Source organism: Flavobacterium sp. CFS9, from assembly GCF_041154745.1.
Lineage (GTDB): Bacteria > Bacteroidota > Bacteroidia > Flavobacteriales > Flavobacteriaceae > Flavobacterium.
This window is the reverse complement of the sequence record NZ_AP031573.1, coordinates 1,312,067-1,330,064: the sequence shown is the minus strand read 5'-3', so window position 1 is coordinate 1,330,064 and position 17,998 is coordinate 1,312,067. Positions and strand designations below refer to the sequence as shown.

The 17,998-nt window shown below is 35.6% G+C and carries 14 protein-coding genes; 12 read left to right on the top strand and 2 right to left on the bottom strand.

Annotation, left to right across the window (positions count from 1 at the left end):
• Window positions 1–88: 88 nt before the first annotated feature.
• From ACAM30_RS05850 to ACAM30_RS05795, 12 genes are all read left to right on the top strand, one after another.
• Window positions 89–1,234: a pyridoxal phosphate-dependent aminotransferase gene (locus tag ACAM30_RS05850; RefSeq protein ID WP_369617630.1), complete on the top strand. Its 1,146-nt coding sequence runs from the start codon at window positions 89–91 to the stop codon at window positions 1,232–1,234.
• A gap of 99 nt (window positions 1,235–1,333) precedes the next feature.
• Window positions 1,334–2,191 carry a prephenate dehydrogenase gene (locus tag ACAM30_RS05845; RefSeq protein ID WP_369617629.1) on the top strand — a complete coding sequence of 286 codons (858 nt, stop codon included), beginning with the start codon at window positions 1,334–1,336 and terminating at the stop codon, window positions 2,189–2,191.
• A 12-nt stretch (window positions 2,192–2,203) separates the two neighbouring features.
• A complete protein-coding gene (locus ACAM30_RS05840; protein WP_369617628.1) occupies window positions 2,204–3,286 on the top strand; it encodes a chorismate mutase in 1,083 nt (360 codons plus the stop codon).
• 358 nt (window positions 3,287–3,644) lie between these two features.
• A complete protein-coding gene (rsgA, locus tag ACAM30_RS05835; protein ID WP_369617627.1) occupies window positions 3,645–4,622 on the top strand; it encodes a ribosome small subunit-dependent GTPase A in 978 nt (325 codons plus the stop codon).
• A gap of 77 nt (window positions 4,623–4,699) precedes the next feature.
• Entirely contained in the window at window positions 4,700–5,152 is a 453-nt protein-coding gene (gene dtd, locus ACAM30_RS05830) for a D-aminoacyl-tRNA deacylase (protein WP_369617626.1), read from the top strand.
• 64 nt (window positions 5,153–5,216) lie between these two features.
• The gene (locus tag ACAM30_RS05825) at window positions 5,217–7,124 is read left to right on the top strand and encodes a DUF3857 domain-containing protein (protein ID WP_369617625.1); all 1,908 of its coding nucleotides are present in this window, start codon (window positions 5,217–5,219) and stop codon (window positions 7,122–7,124) included.
• A gap of 5 nt (window positions 7,125–7,129) precedes the next feature.
• The gene (locus ACAM30_RS05820) at window positions 7,130–9,142 is read left to right on the top strand and encodes a DUF3857 domain-containing protein (protein WP_369617624.1); all 2,013 of its coding nucleotides are present in this window, start codon (window positions 7,130–7,132) and stop codon (window positions 9,140–9,142) included.
• A gap of 43 nt (window positions 9,143–9,185) precedes the next feature.
• Entirely contained in the window at window positions 9,186–9,512 is a 327-nt protein-coding gene (locus ACAM30_RS05815) for a nucleotide pyrophosphohydrolase (RefSeq protein ID WP_012022600.1), read from the top strand.
• 81 nt (window positions 9,513–9,593) lie between these two features.
• A complete protein-coding gene (gene aroA, locus ACAM30_RS05810) occupies window positions 9,594–10,820 on the top strand; it encodes a 3-phosphoshikimate 1-carboxyvinyltransferase (RefSeq protein WP_369617623.1) in 1,227 nt (408 codons plus the stop codon).
• 408 nt (window positions 10,821–11,228) lie between these two features.
• Window positions 11,229–12,278: a tRNA preQ1(34) S-adenosylmethionine ribosyltransferase-isomerase QueA gene (queA, locus tag ACAM30_RS05805; RefSeq protein WP_173965934.1), complete on the top strand. Its 1,050-nt coding sequence runs from the start codon at window positions 11,229–11,231 to the stop codon at window positions 12,276–12,278.
• Between the two features lie 153 nt (window positions 12,279–12,431).
• Complete coding sequence (kynU, locus tag ACAM30_RS05800) at window positions 12,432–13,709, top strand: kynureninase (RefSeq protein WP_369617622.1); 1,278 nt, start codon at window positions 12,432–12,434, stop codon at window positions 13,707–13,709.
• A gap of 185 nt (window positions 13,710–13,894) precedes the next feature.
• Window positions 13,895–14,347 (top strand): glycine zipper family protein, encoded by a 453-nt coding sequence (locus ACAM30_RS05795; protein ID WP_369617621.1) that lies wholly within the window; start codon window positions 13,895–13,897, stop codon window positions 14,345–14,347.
• A gap of 58 nt (window positions 14,348–14,405) precedes the next feature.
• Here the strand turns inward: ACAM30_RS05795 and ACAM30_RS05790 are convergent, their stop codons facing one another.
• Both ACAM30_RS05790 and ACAM30_RS05785 read right to left on the bottom strand, forming a co-directional pair.
• A complete protein-coding gene (locus tag ACAM30_RS05790) occupies window positions 14,406–16,217 on the bottom strand; it encodes a hypothetical protein (RefSeq protein WP_369617620.1) in 1,812 nt (603 codons plus the stop codon).
• A 129-nt stretch (window positions 16,218–16,346) separates the two neighbouring features.
• Entirely contained in the window at window positions 16,347–17,909 is a 1,563-nt protein-coding gene (locus ACAM30_RS05785) for a hypothetical protein (protein WP_369617619.1), read from the bottom strand.
• Window positions 17,910–17,998 lie beyond the last annotated feature (89 nt).

Genomic DNA, 17,998 nt, shown 5'->3' with positions numbered 1-17,998 from the left:
GTCGGGCTGAGCGAAATCAAAGCCCTTAAAGTTAGAAAATTAAAAAAGTGTCTAAAAACATAGAGCTTAAAGTCTAAAACCAAAAAAAATGATCACAACAGCAAAACGATTAGATACAGTTGAAGAATACTACTTTTCCTCAAAGTTGAGAGAAGTTCGTCAGCTGCAATCTGAAGGGAAACCTATCATCAATATGGGCATCGGAAGCCCTGATTTGAGTCCGTCTAAAGCAGTAATTGAAGCGGTAGCCGCGGCGATTATGGAAGAAAACGGGCACGGCTATCAAAGCTATCAGGGATTGCCGGAATTGAGAAAAGGAATGGCTGATTTTTATCAGAATCAGTTTGGTGTTGTGTTGAATCCTAACAATGAGATTTTACCGTTGATGGGTTCGAAAGAAGGAATTATGCATATTTCGTTAGCATTTTTAAATGAAGGCGATCAGGTTTTAATTCCGAATCCAGGTTATCCGACTTATACTTCGGTTACCAATTTGGTTGGAGCGGTTCCGGTTTATTATGATTTGAAAGAAGCAAATGTATGGGAACCTGATTTTGAAGCTTTAGAGAAACTGGATCTTTCGAAAGTAAAATTGATGTGGCTGGGTTATCCGCATATGCCAACGGGTGCAAGAGGAAGTTTGGAGTTATTTGAAAAATTGGTTGCTTTTGCCAAAAAACATAACATACTATTGGTTAACGATAATCCGTATAGTTTTGTTTTGAATGATAATCCAATGAGTTTGCTGCAGGTTGAAGGGGCAAAGGATGTGGCTTTAGAGTTGAATTCATTAAGTAAAACATTCAATATGGCCGGCTGGAGAGTAGGGATGGTTTTAGGAAAACCTGAAACTATCGATGCTGTTTTGAAAGTAAAAAGCAATATGGACAGCGGTATGTTTTACGGAATTCAGAAAGGGGCTGTTGCAGCTTTAAATTGTGATAAAAGCTGGTTTGAAGATCAGAATGTAATTTACAGACGCCGTAGAGAATTAACAGAAAAGCTGGCTGAAAAATTAGGCTGCGAAGTTTATAAAGAAGGAGTTGGCTTATTTGTTTGGGCAAAACTTCCGGAAGGAATAGCATCAGCAGAGAAGTTCATTGATGAAATATTATACGAGAAACATATTTTCATCACGCCGGGAACTATTTTCGGAAGCAACGGTGAAGGATACATCAGATTCTCATTGTGTGTTAAAGAAGAAAAAGTACAAGAAGCGATAGAGCGATTTTAGAATCAAGAATCAAGATTTTTATCCAGATTGTCAAGCTGAGCGAAGTCGAAGCCTTTTTAGTTGCAATTTGGGTTTTAAAATTTTGGAATTAAAAAAAATATGAAAATATACGTAATAGGAATAGGATTAATTGGTGGTTCGATGGTATTGGACATCAAAGACCAACATCCAAATGCAGCTGTCTTTGGAATTGACAGTAACGAAAAACACCTGCAGGAAGCAATTGATTTAGGGGTTATTGATCAGGAAGGGCATTTTGAAGATTTGTCAGGAGCTGATTTTGTAATTGTTTCGGTCCCTGTAGATGTGGCACTAACGATTTTGCCAAAAGTATTGGATGTAGTGGGCGACAAAACAATTGTTTTTGAAGTAGGTTCAACTAAAAAACCAATTTGTGATGCGGTAGCAAGTCACCCGAAACGAAGAAATTTTATTGCCACACATCCAATTGCCGGTACAGAGTTCTCAGGACCTTCGGCAGCAATAAGAGGGTTGTTTAAAGGGAAAACGAATATTATTTGCGAAGTGGAAAAAACCACTTTTAAATTGCAGGAAAAAGCATTGAAGCTTTTTAGCGAAATAGGAATGAGGATTCGATATATGGATCCGGTGTCGCACGACAAACACATTGCTTATGTGTCGCATTTATCTCACATCAGCTCGTTTATGCTTGGGAAAACAGTAATGAATAAAGAAAAAGATGAACAGGATATTTTCGATATGGCGGGAAGCGGATTTGAAAGTACAGTACGTCTGGCCAAAAGTTCTCCTGCAATGTGGACACCAATTTTTGAACAGAATAAAGAATACGTTCTCGAAACTTTAGAAGCATACATTTCAAATCTCAGTCGGTTTAGGGATTTGTTAAAAGAAGAAGATTACAGCGCCATTTTTGAAGAAATGGAAAGCACCAATAAAATTAAAGAAATATTAAACGGATTAACAATTAAAAAATAAACTATAACAAAGATGGAAAATAAGAAAGAAATGAGAAAGTGGTTAGAAGATTTCAATTTAAATCACCCACTTGTGATAGCAGGACCATGCAGCGCAGAAACAGAAGATCAGGTATTGAAAATTGCACGTGAATTGAAAGATTCAAAAGTTAGTGTATTCAGAGCAGGAATCTGGAAACCAAGAACGCGTCCGGGAGGATTTGAAGGTGTTGGAGAAATTGGTTTGAAATGGTTACAAAAAGCGAAAGCTGAAACCGGTTTACTAATGGGAACTGAGGTAGCAACAGCAGCACATTGTAAATTGGCTTTAGAACACGATATCGACGTTTTATGGGTGGGTGCCCGTACAACAGCGAACCCTTTTGCAGTTCAGGAAATTGCAGATACTTTGAGAGGAACGGATAAAATCGTTTTGGTTAAAAATCCTGTAAACCCTGATTTAGCTTTATGGTTAGGTGGTGTAGAGCGTTTACACATGGCGGGAATCGAAAAATTAGGGGTAATTCACAGAGGATTTTCGACTTACGAAAAGACAAAATACAGAAACATTCCGGAATGGCAGATTGCAATCGAATTGCAAAACAAATTCCCTGATTTACCATTAATCATCGATCCATCTCATATTACCGGAAACCGTAACATGATTTTCGAAGTGACTCAGGAAGCATTAGATTTGAATTACGATGGTATGATTATCGAAACGCACTACGATCCGGACAATGCCTGGAGTGATGCCGCTCAACAAGTAACTCCTGATGCGCTGAAACAAATCATAAAAGATTTGACCATCAGAAAAACAGATGATACTACAGACGAGTACAACCAAAAAATGAAGAAATTAAGAGCTAACATCGACGTTTTGGATGCTAATTTATTAGAGTTACTTGGAAAACGTATGAAAGTTGCTGATGAAATCGGACAGGTGAAAAAAGATGCGAACGTTGCGATTCTTCAAAACAACCGTTGGAATGAAATCTTAGGAAAAATGATTTTGGAAGGAGAGAAAAAAGGACTTACTGAAGAATTCGTTTTGAGAATGTTTAAAGCCATTCACCAGGAGAGTATCGGTCACCAGGAAAAAGTTTTCAATGCATAATTTTTTCTAAAGACATATAAGTGATATAGGTTAATCGGAGTTTTTTGAAACTCTGTTCTATGATTTTCTTATGTCACAATTTTAAAAATAGATTGTTTTTTTTTTAATCCTCATCGCTTTGAAAGAAGTGATGGGGATTTTTGTTTTAGGTATAGATTGGTTTTATTCAGTTTATGAAGATAGAGAATGTAACTTTTATGCAGACTTAGCAAAGTGTTTTATTCGTTAAGCGGTATTGTGCTTTTTTATAAAATACTGAATTACGTGTTTGAATCCGTGGGCTGTGGTTAAAATTATTCATTTATCTTTGCAAAGGTTTTAGAGTTAGAATCTAAAATCAGAAATCTAAAAATATAGAATGACAGGAATCGTATATAAATCTACAGGAAGTTGGTACACTGTAAAATCAGAAAAGGGTGATTTTATAGAATGCCGTATGAAAGGGAAGTTTAGGATGAAAGGTATTAAAAGCACTAATCCAATTGCTGTAGGTGATATTGTTGATTATGAATTAGAGCAGACTTCAGATGCGGTAACCGGAACGATTTTTAATATTCACGAAAGAAAAAACTATATCGTTCGTAAATCGGTTAATTTATCCAAACAGATTCATATCATTGCATCCAATATCGATCAGGTTTTCTTACTGATTACAATTGATAACCCTCCAACGACTACAAGTTTTATAGATCGTTTTTTAGTTACAGCTGAAGCCTATGGAATTGAAGCCATTTTGATTTTCAATAAAATAGATACATTAAACGAGCAGACTTTAGACGATCAGCTTTACCTGCAGCATATTTATACCGAAATTGGATATAAATGTCTCAGAATTTCATCAACCGAAAATAAAGGGGTGGATAAACTTAAAGAAATGATGGTAGGTAAAGTAAGCATGTTTTCCGGACATTCCGGTGTTGGAAAATCAACATTGGTCAATGCGATGGAACCGAGTTTGCATCTTAAAACTACGGTAATTTCAGAACAAAGTAAACAAGGACAGCATACCACTACTTTTGCCGAAATGTACGATCTGTCTTTTAATGCTCAGATCATCGACACTCCGGGAATAAAAGGTTTTGGAATTGTAGATATGGAACCCACAGAAATAAGCGGTTATTTTCCGGAATTCTTCCGATTAAAAGATCAGTGCAAATTTAATAACTGTTTGCATAAAGAAGAACCGCATTGTGCCATTAAAGCAGCTTTGGAGAAAGACGAAATTGCCTGGTCGCGTTATAATAGTTATCTTAAGATTTTGGAAGGAGACGAAGAGCATTACCGCACGGATACTTACGACGAAGATCGAAAAGCCAGTGACGAATCCAGAAAATAAAATGATATAGAAGTTATGAAGTTCAAAGTTAGATTTGTTGGACTTTGTGATTTTAAAACTTTAGATTAGAATAGAACATGAGAATAGTGCTGCAAAGAGTTTCAGAAGCATCCGTAACAGTTGATCAGAAAAAGGTTGCAGATATTCAGAAGGGTTTATTGATTTTAGTTGGAATAGAAGAAGCCGATACGCAGGAGGATATTGATTGGTTGGTGGGTAAGATTGTCAAAATGAGAATTTTTGGAGATGAGAATGATGTTATGAACTGTTCAATTCAGGATATTGATGGAGATATTATTGTGGTGAGTCAGTTTACACTTCATGCCTCTACCAAAAAAGGGAATCGTCCTTCTTATATAAAAGCAGCAAAACCAGACTTTGCAATTCCTATGTATGAGAATTTTCTACAATCCTTAGAAAAGGAATTCAATAAAAAAATACAGACGGGAATTTTTGGTGCCGATATGAAAGTAAGCCTTGTAAATGACGGGCCTGTAACTATTTTAATAGACAGTAAAAACAGAGATTAAAATAATTTAGACAAATGTTAAGGATTTCTAAAAATAGTATATATTTGGCGAAATTACTTATTAAATGAAAGTTCCTGTTTTTACGTTATTTTTCTTCTTTTTTACCTTTATTCTAACAGCTCAGAAGGTTGAATATAGTTCAGCTGCAATTTCCGACAGCCTTAAAGAAAATGCCAATGCTGTAGTTCGTTTCGATCAGATTGATATAGCGATTTTGTCTCAACGAAGCATGAACACTAAAAACCGTCGTGTTGTTACGGTTTTAAACGAAAAAGGACTCGGCGCAATACAAGCTCATGAATATTATGATAAATCAACTTCGGTTAAGAGTATCGAAGCTGTAGTTTATGATGCTTTTGGTAAGGAAATTAAAAAAGTAAAAAGGAAAGATTTTAAAGATCAAAGCGTTGTTGGAGGTAGCACACTCTTTTCTGATAGCCGTGTTATATATTTAGACTATACTCCGATTTCATATCCTTTCACAGTTGAGTTTAACAGTGAAGTCCAAACTTCTTCAACTGCATTTATTCCAAGCTGGATGCCCTTAAAAGGGTTTTATACCAGCATTGAAAAAGCGGTTCTAAATGTCGTCTATCCTGCTGATTTGGGCTTTAAGAAGAAAGAACTTCAATTTTCAGGGTTCAACGTAAAGAAAACAATCGATACCAGTACACAGCTTTCTTATACCGCAAGTACTATTTTAGCACAAAAACAAGAAGATTATAGTCCGGTATACAAAGATCTTTTTCCTAAAGTGATGATGGGGTTAGAGCGTTTTCATCTGGAAGGTGTTGACGGTACCGCTACAAATTGGACTGATTTTGGCAAATGGTATTCTGAAAAAATACTTTCCGGCACAACTGATCTGCCGGAGGAAACCAAAGCTAAAATAAAAACGATTGTTGGCAATGAAAAAGACCCGATTAAAAAAGCAAAACTGGTTTACGATTTTGTGCAAAAGAAATCCAGATATGTAAGCATTCAGGTTGGTATTGGCGGTTGGAAACCTATGCTGGCGACCGATGTTGATCGTTTGGGTTATGGCGATTGTAAAGCTTTAACCAATTATACCAAAGCACTTTTACAGGCCGTAGATGTTCCGTCGTATAATACAATTTTATACGGAGATACTAATAAAACAAATATCGAATCTGATTTTGTTTCCATGCAGGGTAATCACATGATTTTATCAATTCCAAATGGGAATCAGTATATCTGGCTAGAATGTACGAGTCAGGACGATCCTTTTGGATATCAGGGAACTTTTACTGATGACAGAGATGTCTTGGTTATGAAACCTGAAGGAGCAGAAATAGTAAGGACTAAAATCTATGAAGATAATGGCAATACTCAAATCGAAAAAGGAACTTATACCATAGATGAAAATGGACATTTTTCCGGTTCGATTTTAATAAATTCAGAAGGTTCTCAATACGCTTCAAAAACCAGAATAGAGCATTTACAGCCAACTGAAAAAGAAGCGCATTACAAAGAGTATTGGGATAATATCAACAATTTGAAATTGGGTAAGATAGCTTTGAACAATAATAAAGAGGCTATACGCTTTACCGAAGATGTACAGCTTAGCGCTTTAAATTATGCAACAGTTTCAGGGAACAAACTAATTTTTGCTGTTGATGCATTTAATCAAAACGGGAATAACGTAAAGAGAATCCGAAACAGAAAAAGTCCATTTCAGATTCAGCGCGGCTATGCAGATACAGATGAGATTGAGGTTAATTTACCAGCAGGTTTTGCTATAGAATTCTTGCCTTCAAATTTTGAATTAAAAGGGAAGTTCGGTGAATACAAAACTGAAATCATCAAAAAAGAGAATAATAAATTGCTCTACAAACGATCCTTGTTTTTGAATAAAGGAAAATACTCAAACAAAGAATATGATGATTACCGCCTTTTTATGGAACAAGTCGCAAAAAATGATAACACCAAAATTATACTAACCAAGAATTAATCAAAATGAAATCAATCAAATTTTTAAGTTTTTTAATTGTGTTGCTCTGCATGTTCAAAGGGACAGCGCAAGAGTTTAAATTAGGAAAAGTGTCTGTTGCCGAATTAGAACAGAAAGTTCATCCTAAAGATTCATCAGCGGCGGCAGCTATTTTGTATAGAAAAGGAACAGCCAGATTTGAATACGATGAAACGCAGGGTTTTGTTGTGGTAACGGAAGTCGAAACCAGAATTAAAATCTATAAAAAGGAAGGGTATGACTGGGCAAATCAAAAGGTATGGTATTATAACGAGAACGACTTTAAAGAAAAGGTAACATTTAGTGATGCAGTGACCTATAATTTAGTTGGAGGTAAAATCGAAAAAACAAAACTTAAGAGTGATGGAGTGTTTGACGAGGTAGTCAATAAATTCAGAGCACAAAAAAAGATTACAATGCCTAATGTAAAAGAAGGTTCTGTTCTGGAGTTTAGATATGTTTTAAGATGTCCAAGTGATCGAATGATCAGAGAATGGGATTTTCAAACGAGCATTCCTGTAGATTATTCAGAATTTACAACTTATATTCCGGAGTATTATGTGTTTAATCCAAGACAGAAAGGATATATTTTTCCAAAAACTACAGTAGAGAAAGCTTTAAAGACACTTACTTTTACAAGTAAAGAAAGAAGTGGCTGGCTGAACAGTTCTACAACATTTTCTACAGACAAATTAGATTATCAGGAGACTAAAACAACTTATGTGGCAAAAGATTTTCCGGCTATGAAAGAGGAGGCTTTTGTAAATAATATTGATAATTATACATCTAGTATTCAGCATGAATTATCGATGACTAAATTTCCTCGTAAAGAGTATAAAATGTATTCAGTAGACTGGAATTCAGTTGTGAAAACAATTTACGAATATAAAGATTTTGGTGCAGAGTTAAGCAAGACAGGATATTTCGAAGAAGATTTAAAAAAGAAACTGGAAGGGAAAAATAGCCAGGAAGAGAAAATACTGGTTGTTCTGCATCATGTGAAAGAAAATGTGAAATGGAATGATTATTTCGGATATTATGCGGATAATGGAGTTAAGAAAGCGTATAAAGAAAAGACAGGGAATATTGCCGATATTAATTTAATGCTTACAGCGATGTTGCGTTATGCCGGCTTGACAGCAAATCCGGTTTTAGTGAGTACACGTTCTAACGGGATTTCGCTTTTTCCAAACAGAACCGCTTTTAATTATGTAATTGCGGCAGTTGAAACACCGGAGGGGAATATACTTTTAGATGCTTCAGATAAGTACTCAACCCCTAATGTTTTGCCACTTAGAGCGCTAAATTGGTACGGTCGATTGATCCGAAAAGACGGAAGCTCCGAAGAAGTAGATTTGATGCCTAAGAAATCGTCGAATGATATTGTGTTTATGAATTATAGTGTTGATCCTGATGGTAAAATAACAGGGAAAACCAGAAGGCAATGTACAGATTACAATGCTGTGATTACCAGACATAATATTTCTAGTCTCAAAGAAGAAGAGTATCTTGAAAAATTGGAGAATCAAAACAATAAAATTGAAATCAGCGAGTACTCAAAAACCAATGAAAAAGATATTTTATTACCTATTGTTGAATCGTACTCTTTTACAGGAAGTAATTTATGTGAAGTAATTGGCGGTAAAATATATGTGAGTCCGATGTTGTTTTTCGCAAATCAGGAAAACCCATTCAAACAGGAAGTAAGAGAATATCCGGTAGATTTTGGTTTCCCGTTTACTGATAAATACAATATTACACTTAAAATTCCTGAAGGATTCGCAGTAGAAACATTACCTGCGCCAGCAATTTTCAATATGGAAGAGAATCTGGGGTCTTTTAAGTTTAACATTGCAGCAAATGATAATCTTTTACAAATCACAGTGCAGCACCAGATTAATGATGCAATTGTATCTACCGAAAAGTATGAAATGCTAAAAGAATATTACAAAGGGATGATCGCTAAAGAAACAGAGAAAATTGTTTTAAAGAGAATCTAGCGGTATTAAAAGATTAGAATTATTTTTGTTGAAAAATAGAACTATGGATTTGAAAAATGCACAACTGGATGTAGATACCTGGATTAAAGAACATGGCGTTCGTTACTTTAACGAATTAACGAATATGGCACAACTTACAGAAGAAGTAGGTGAAGTTGCCCGTATCATTGCCCGCAGGTATGGAGAACAGTCAGAGAAAGAAAGCGATAAAAACAAAGATTTAGGCGAAGAACTGGCTGATGTTGTTTTTGTAGTGCTTTGTCTGGCCAATCAAACCGGAATAGATTTACAAGCTGCTTTTGATAAAAAAATGGATTTAAAATCAGTTCGAGATAAGGATCGCCATAAAAACAACGATAAATTAAAATAATGTGATAAGTCCAGGTAAAGTTTTGGAGTGTCCTTTATTTAAAATAGATTTGCAAAAATGCTATAATATAATTACCCTATAATGAATTTACTACTCCAAACAACTCAACATAATTTACAAGGACAAATTGCAGTAACCGGATCAAAAAGCGAAACCAATCGTTTGTTGTTATTAAAAGCACTGTTTCCAAATATTACTTTAACGAATACTTCAAACTCCGATGACAGCGAAGTCATGCAAAAAGCATTAATTGGTCATGACGAAATTATAGACATTCATCATGCAGGAACGGCGATGCGTTTTCTAACGGCATATTTTGCAGTAAACGAAGGCCGTGAAGTAGTCATGACAGGCTCCAGCAGAATGCAGGAGCGCCCGATCAAGATTCTGGTAGAAGCTTTAGCACAACTGGGAGTCGAGATCTCTTATGAAAAAGAAGAAGGTTATCCGCCAATTCGAATCAAAGGGAAAAAAGTAACTGCTTCAAAAGTAACTTTGGCAGCCAACGTAAGCAGTCAATACATTTCGGCACTTTTGTTAGTGGCGCCAAAACTGGAGAATGGCTTAGAATTGACTTTAGAAGGTGAAATCACTTCGATTCCATACATCAAAATGACTTTGGCTTTGCTAAATGATTTAGATATTCAGACCAGTTTTAAAGGAAATGTGATCAAAGTATATCCAAAAACAGAAGTAGCTTCCAAAGAAATGGTAGTAGAATCCGATTGGAGTTCGGCTTCGTACTTCTTTAGTTTAGTAGCTTTGGCAGACACTGCTTCTATAACGCTGAGCAGTTACAAAGATAACAGCTTACAAGGAGATTCTGAATTGGTATCGCTTTATGAGAAATTGGGAGTGAAAACTACTTTTCAGAACAATAAAATGACTTTGGTAAAACAGGAGAATTTTAAGTTTGAAAATGTAAATTTTGAATTGAACAATACTCCGGATATTGCACAAACAATTGTTGTGACTTGTCTGGGATTAGGAATAGGATGTCATTTAACAGGTCTTCATACTTTAAAAATTAAAGAAACAGACCGATTGGAAGCATTACGAGTGGAACTTACAAAATTAGGAGCCACTATTTCGGTAACCAATGACAGTTTGACTTTAGAGGCATCAGAATCGATTAATCATAATGTGAAAATCGCCACTTACAATGATCACCGTATGGCCATGGCGTTCGCACCATTGGCTTTAAAAGTTCCGATTATTATTGAAGATGCAGGAGTAGTTTCAAAATCATACCCTGATTTCTGGAATGATTTGAAAGCTTTAGAGTTTGAAGTTGCCGAAATTGCATAAGGAATACAAGGTTATTCATTAACCAAACATGATAGAACAGCCTCCGGTTTCAATCGGAGGCTTTTTTGTTTTATCTTCCCAAAATAGGCAGCAGAAGAAATCTGCATAATCTGCGAGATCTGCGTGAAAAATATTTAACACGAGCAACATAGCTTTTTATACTCAGAAAAGAATGTTCAGGAAAACACATTTATCATACACCAGGTAAGTAGACAGAACTTAATTATAGTTAAAGAAAAGCTAAAACTTTCATTTTGAAGGAACTCAAAGGATCAGTAAACCAAAGACTTTTGAAAATAAACGGCAAAACACTTGACAACGCCTATCTCACAATCGTATATTTGCACTCGATTTACAATTTTAGATAAAAACATCTAAAATTTACACTCTAAAATCAGCAATGTCAATATGAAATTATCACATTTTCAATTCAATTTACCAAAAGAACTTTTAGCGGAATTTCCAGCAGAAAACAGAGATGAGTCTCGTTTAATGGTAATCGATCGTCAAAAACAAACTATAGAGCACAAAATGTTCAAAGATGTTATCAATTATTTTGATGATGGAGACGTTTTGATCCTTAACAATACTAAAGTTTTCCCGGCACGTTTGTACGGAAACAAAGAAAAGACAGGAGCAAGAATTGAAGTTTTCTTATTAAGAGAATTAAACTCAGAGCAGCGTCTATGGGACGTTTTGGTTGATCCGGCCCGTAAAATCAGAATTGGTAACAAACTTTATTTTGGCGACGACGATTCGTTAGTGGCTGAGGTAATTGACAACACCACTTCGCGTGGTAGAACTTTACGTTTCTTATACGATGGTTCTTACGAAGAATTCAGAAATAAATTGACAGAACTTGGAGAAACTCCAATTCCTAAATACATCAACAGAGAAGTAACGGCTGAAGATGCTGAAAGATACCAAACCATTTATGCAAAAGAAGAAGGAGCTGTAGCGGCACCAACTGCAGGTTTACACTTCTCAAAACACCTTTTGAAAAAATTAGAAATCAAAGGAGTAAATTTTGCTGAAGTAACACTTCACGTAGGTTTAGGAACTTTCAACCCGGTTGAGGTTGAAGATTTGTCTAAACACAAAATGGATTCTGAAGAATTGATCATCAGACAAGAAGCTTGTGATATCGTAAATGCTGCAAAAGCGGGCAGAAAACGTATCTGTGCAGTTGGAACAACTTCGATGCGTGCCATCGAAAGTTCAGTTTCCTCTCAAAATACTTTAAATCCTTATGAAGGCTGGACCAATAAATTTATTTTCCCTCCTCATGATTTTAGTATTGCAAACTGTATGATTACAAACTTCCACACACCAAAATCAACATTATTAATGATGATTTCTGCTTTCTGTGGTCATGATTTAATGAAAAGAGCTTACGAAGAAGCCATCAAAGAAGAATACAAATTCTATTCTTACGGAGATGCGATGTTAATCCTATAATTAAATTTTATAGTTATATCCAACCCGACAGGTTTTTAAAACTTGTCGGGTTTTTGTTTTATAATGGTTTCAGGTTCTGTTGGTAACTTGAAACCTGAAACTTCAAACAAAATAAACAAATTTTGTTATTTTAGCATTCAAAACAAAAACACAATGACTTTTCAAAATACACGCGAATTTGCGAAACAACTCGATTCAGAGGATATTTTAAACCATTATCAGGACCAATTTATATTCCCAAAAGTGAATGACAAAAGAGTGATTTATTTCACGGGGAATTCTCTGGGATTACAACCAAAACGTACCAAAGCTTACATTGATGAAGTAATGAATGACTGGGCAAATCTTGCTGTAGAAGGTCACTTTTATGCCGAGAAACCCTGGTGGGATTATCAGGAAAGATTCGCCGAACCCCTGAGCAAAATAGTGGGAGCTTTACCTTCTGAAGTGACAGTAATGAATACGTTGACTGTAAATCTTCATTTATTAATGGTTTCCTTTTATCAGCCAACAGCAACCCGTTACAAAATCATCTGCGAGGAAAAAGCATTTCCTTCAGATCAATATATGTTTCAAAGTCAGGTACATTTTCATGGCTATAAAACAGAAGATGCGATTGTAGAAATTAAACGCCGTGAAGGAGAGCATAATATTCGTCTTGAAGATATTCTGGCTAAAATTGAAGAAGTCGGAGATGAATTGGCATTAGTGTTAATAGGAGGAGTAAATTATTATACCGGGCAGGTTTTCGATATGAAAACAATTACTGCTGCAGGTCAAAAAGCAGGAGCAAAAGTGGGCTGGGATCTGGCACATGCCGCAGGAAATATTAAACTACAGCTTCACGACTGGAATGTAGATTTTGCGGCCTGGTGCAGTTATAAATATATGAATTCAGGACCGGGGAATGCTTCAGGTTGTTTTGTACATGAAAAACATCACAACAATCCGGACTTGCCAAGATTTGCCGGATGGTGGGGACATAACAAGGAGCGTCGTTTTAAAATGGAACCGAATTTTGATCCGGTTCATGGAGCAGACGGTTGGCAAGTAAGTAATTTACCAATACTTTCTTTAGCGCCTTATTTGGCTTCCGTTGAAATGTTTGCTGAGGTTGGAATGGATACTCTGATCACCAAAAGAGATAAAATCACCGCTTATTTAGAGTTTATTCTACATGAAATTGATAAAGAGGTAAAAGGCAGTTTTGAAATTATAACACCGTCAAATCTTAGCGAAAGAGCTTCTCAGCTTTCTGTTTTTTTACATGGAGAAGGAAGAAGCTTATTTGATTACCTGATGAAAAATGGAGTGATAACAGATTGGCGTGAACCCAATGTAATTCGTCTTGCACCTGTTCCGTTGTATTGCTCGTATGAAGACATGTATGATTTCGGACAGATTCTTAAAAAAGGAATTTTAGGAGAATAAGCCAAAGTATGAACCCCTACAGATTCAAATAGATCGAAGCAGTTTTTTTTAAATCTTTTTAATCATCTTAATCTGTGGCGAAACAGAACCTTCGAATTCTATAAGTTTTGGGTGAAATCCTGTAATTTTTCAGAAAAAAGTTCTTCTTTACTTTGTAGTGTAATAATTTTTTAAACTACAATCTCATGAAAGCTTTGTATATTTTTATAGCTGCAGTATTTCTTGTTTCTTGCCAGAATCAGGGAAAAGAGGATATCAATAAAGCAAAACAAGCTAGTATTGATTCGATGAAAGTTGAAATCAGTAAACAAAGAGTTATTGATTCAATGAGAACGGAAATGGCAAAAATCAGAGAAGAGCAGAAAGTAGAGGCACAACAAAAGTTAGAAACACAAAAAGTAGTCGTGGTCAATCAAAAAGCTGACGGAACCTCGACTGCAGCACAAGCCACTCCCAAAAAGAAAGGCTGGAGCTCAGCTGCCAAAGGAGCCGTAATAGGTGCCGGAGTAGGAGCAGTGACAGGAGCCATTGTTAGTAAAAGAAAAGGCGAAGGAGCAATAATAGGCGGTTTAGCCGGAGCAGGTGTTGGAGCCGGAACCGGAGCTATTATTGATGGCAGCAAGAAGAAAAAAGAGTAAACTAGAATACATTTTTAAAATAAAACCGCCGATTTAAATTTTAAATCGGCGGTTTCTTTTATACCAATTCACAAGCTGGAACTTTAATTGTAGCCAGTTCCAGTTTGTAAAAATCGAATTGGTATTTGATTTTTTCGCTATCCTCCTGAAAATAGAAAGAAGACGCGAACAAATTCTCATAATAAGCAATTCCTTCTAAGAGATTAGTCTTGAAAACAGTCCATTTCTTTAATTGGGCATTGGTAATTTCTCCCGAAATGTTATTGATTTCATTCCTGAAATAGTCGATATACATCTTTAATTCCTTCACAAACAGATTTGGCCTGTTATTAGCCCTCAGAATTGATTTATTTCCATAAATATGTGCCAGCATATCAGACAATGAAACTTCCTGGTCAAAATAGGCCATATTAGGTCCTGGACAGATAACAACTCCCTGCGCCTGACCTTTTATCTGAATATTATTTTCTAAATAAGACGCATTGGCCAATCCAACGCATAAACAGGCTTTTTCGGTGATAGCAAATTTTTCTTTCTCATATGCCTCTACAGAAAGAGTATTTCTCTTAGCATCCAATTCTTCCAGTTTAATGTCCTGAAATTTCTTTGACGCGGTACAAATTCCATGCGGATCATATTCCTTACTCAAGGCGAGAAATTTTTTCGGACAGGAACTTCCCGCTTTATTTTGCTCAATCCTTTTTTGCTTTAAAGCCTCATTAGTAGTGCCTTTTAAAGTGTTAAACGGAACTCCTAGCGGAGAAATGTGGCTCAGATACAAGTCTTTTTCTTTAGCATTCATTAATAAGTTGCGAGTGGCCTGATCTACAGAAGTCGCTTCGGGCACTAGTAAAAAAGGAGATCCCCATCCTACAGAGTCCACTTCGTAATTTTGTAATAAAAAATCGTGTTCTTCGGCAGTACCTACGCCTCCCTGAACCGTAATTTTCAATGGTAATGGTTCTTTTGGTACATGAACTTGTTTTTGCTGTAATACCTTTGTCATCAATTCGTGTGCCGACTGAATGAGCTGATTCTTTTTCTGCCTGAATTCTTCTAAAATCGGACCTAGTAAAAGACCGTCAGTGGCAAAAGCATGTCCGCCACAATTTAGTCCTGATTCAATTCGGTATTCAGAAACCCACAGGCCTTTTTTGGCCAGGAAATTTCCCTGAATCATAGCCGATCTGAAATCGCTGACTTTTAAAATAATTCTCTTTTTAAGTTCGTTTTTACTATTGGGAAAGAAATCCGTAAAATTTTCAAAGTAACTGTACAATCTCGGATTCATTCCGGCAGAAAGTACCACTGATGATTCAAGATTACTATTGGCGAAACCTCGCAAAGCAGCATGAGCATCATTAAATTCAATCGGAAGCTGTTCGTTTTTTTCGAAATTATCTTTGTCGATTTTGGTCATGATATTCACATCAATGTCACCGGGTGAAAGATGTGACTCAATATAGTTTTGGATATTTTCTTTAAAAGAAATTCCGTCCTCCAGTAAATTCTGAAACCCTTTTTTGATGTCGGAAGTATTGGGCAACATCGCAATATAGTTTTCTAACGCAGTTTTGCTTTCGATTAATTCCGTTTTAAAATTTTCGAATTTCTCTTTCACAATTTTATCCACCAGATTGAGATACGAAGTAATGCGCTCTGCCCTGTAGTCCTGAAATTTTTGACTGATCTCCTCGTACGGAAAATTAAATTTAGTACTGTAAAAATTACGCATCTTTTCAATTAGGTCGTCATCGGCGATAGAAACTACAGACGAAATACCAAATTGTGCCACTCGAATCGGACTGTCAATTGTATATGCGAGACCCATTACAGGGATATGAAAAGTGTGTAACGATGGTTTTGACATTTGTTTTAAAATTAAAATAAAAGCAAATGTTGGGAAAATAAAATTCAAAAAACCTGATAAATGTCAGGTTTGCAGTTTATTATTCCTTTGATCTTGTAGGGAATGAAACTCTTCTGAAGAATAGATAAATTAAATCAGAATTTGGGTAAAAGACGCCGCAATACTTCTCCATAGAAAATTGTAAAAAGATTTTTCGGGAATTCGGTCCAATTGAACATCAGCAGTTTTGGATGTTTCTCCCGAGTCATCTTTGAGTACTAAATTGGCAACTGCAGTTTTTAATTTCGCTTCCTTTTCAGGATGTTTCTTTTTAAAGAGTTTTACTTTTAAATTTTCATACTCCAGTAATGCATTTCCTTTGACGTTGTCATCATTTCCGTAAAAATTAAAATGGTATTTATGAAATTTACCGGTAAAAGTAGTGTTGATGTAAGGTTTGGTAAAACGCTCCATTGCGGCAACATTGAAACGAGAAATTGTTCCCTCGATATGAAAACTGTCTTTAGGATCCAGAACATTAAAACTCCAATCCACATGTAAAGGAGACGTTTTCATGAACAGGCAATTGATCTTAATCTTCACATCAGCGGTTTTCTTTAAAGCAAAACCACTTTTCAGATGGATAGCCTGCAAATTGAAATGATCAAAATTTAGGATCCCGGGACCCTTTGAAAAATCAATTTCTTCCTCATAAACCAGCTTTGATTTTAAAACCTGTACGGTATCAATCTGTAGAGGGAACTTAATTTTTCGCAATAAAGCATTGTAAAGATACTTTTTGCTCAAATCATCTTTCGGAATTTTATTGCGATAGATATTGGCATCCAGATGATGAGCAACCAACGAATTGGCTTTGAAGAAAAATTGCCCTTTTTTAAAACCCCAATCCATTTTTTCAATGTCGGCCGAATCCAGTTTTAGCGTATAAATATCTTTCTCCTTGTCGAGTTTTTGGATAAATTCTTTTCGATTCAATTCAGGTAAATAAGAAAAATTCTTAACCCTTAGAAATTGATTTTCACTACTGATTTTGCCAATATTCAGACGATAAAAAGCATTGGGTTTAAAATACAAACTATCACAGACCAAAACATATTTTTTAAAATGCATCGGGATTTTTTCTTTTAAGGTAGCAGCAGTGACCAGAATTCCTTCGAGTTTTAGAATCATTTTTTTGATGCTAAAAATAGGTTGGTTATTATTCAGAGAAACCACATCGACACTTCCTTCATTTAAATAGATATTGGAAACTGCAATTATTTTTTGAAAAGGGGCTATAATTTCCGTCTGAATGCTTTTGCTATTGTTTAAAAGCTTTTCACCTTTTTTGTATAAAATAATGCGGGGTTTGTTAATGATGATACTTTCAGCTTGAATAATATCACGAAAGGCCAGATCCCAAATGTTAAAATGCCGAATCGTAATGGATTCAATTTTGGAGTAGATTCCGTTTTTTGTTTTGCTGTTCTGAAGCTGACTTTTGGGATGAATCAGTAAAGTTTGTGCATTGATGCTTCGGCTCCATAAAGAGACTTCGATTTTTTCGTAATGAATCGAATAAGCAGTTTTGTTTTTTTCGTGTACAATAAAAGGCAACTGTTTTTTTATCCAATAGTTGAGGCCAATATTGAATAAAATCACAAAAAAAAGGACTGAAATGATACCCATCGCTATTTTTTTATAGATTGACATTTATAGTATTGATTTTAAATACATAAATTTAGACTTTTAAAAGAGATGTTTCTTACAGGATTTTAAATTTAAGTTACATCATTGCAAAA

Bases quoted from the DNA above. Each gene is read 5' to 3' on its own strand.
- ACAM30_RS05850 (WP_369617630.1), top strand. From the start codon at position 89: ATGATCACAACAGCAAAACGATTAGATACAGTTGAAGAATACTACTTT.
- ACAM30_RS05845 (WP_369617629.1), top strand. From the start codon at position 1,334: ATGAAAATATACGTAATAGGAATAGGATTAATTGGTGGTTCGATGGTA.
- ACAM30_RS05840 (WP_369617628.1), top strand. From the start codon at position 2,204: ATGGAAAATAAGAAAGAAATGAGAAAGTGGTTAGAAGATTTCAATTTA.
- rsgA (WP_369617627.1), top strand. From the start codon at position 3,645: ATGACAGGAATCGTATATAAATCTACAGGAAGTTGGTACACTGTAAAA.
- dtd (WP_369617626.1), top strand. From the start codon at position 4,700: ATGAGAATAGTGCTGCAAAGAGTTTCAGAAGCATCCGTAACAGTTGAT.
- ACAM30_RS05825 (WP_369617625.1), top strand. From the start codon at position 5,217: ATGAAAGTTCCTGTTTTTACGTTATTTTTCTTCTTTTTTACCTTTATT.
- ACAM30_RS05820 (WP_369617624.1), top strand. From the start codon at position 7,130: ATGAAATCAATCAAATTTTTAAGTTTTTTAATTGTGTTGCTCTGCATG.
- ACAM30_RS05815 (WP_012022600.1), top strand. From the start codon at position 9,186: ATGGATTTGAAAAATGCACAACTGGATGTAGATACCTGGATTAAAGAA.
- aroA (WP_369617623.1), top strand. From the start codon at position 9,594: ATGAATTTACTACTCCAAACAACTCAACATAATTTACAAGGACAAATT.
- queA (WP_173965934.1), top strand. From the start codon at position 11,229: ATGAAATTATCACATTTTCAATTCAATTTACCAAAAGAACTTTTAGCG.
- kynU (WP_369617622.1), top strand. From the start codon at position 12,432: ATGACTTTTCAAAATACACGCGAATTTGCGAAACAACTCGATTCAGAG.
- ACAM30_RS05795 (WP_369617621.1), top strand. From the start codon at position 13,895: ATGAAAGCTTTGTATATTTTTATAGCTGCAGTATTTCTTGTTTCTTGC.
- ACAM30_RS05790 (WP_369617620.1), bottom strand. From the start codon at position 16,217: ATGTCAAAACCATCGTTACACACTTTTCATATCCCTGTAATGGGTCTC.
- ACAM30_RS05785 (WP_369617619.1), bottom strand. From the start codon at position 17,909: ATGTCAATCTATAAAAAAATAGCGATGGGTATCATTTCAGTCCTTTTT.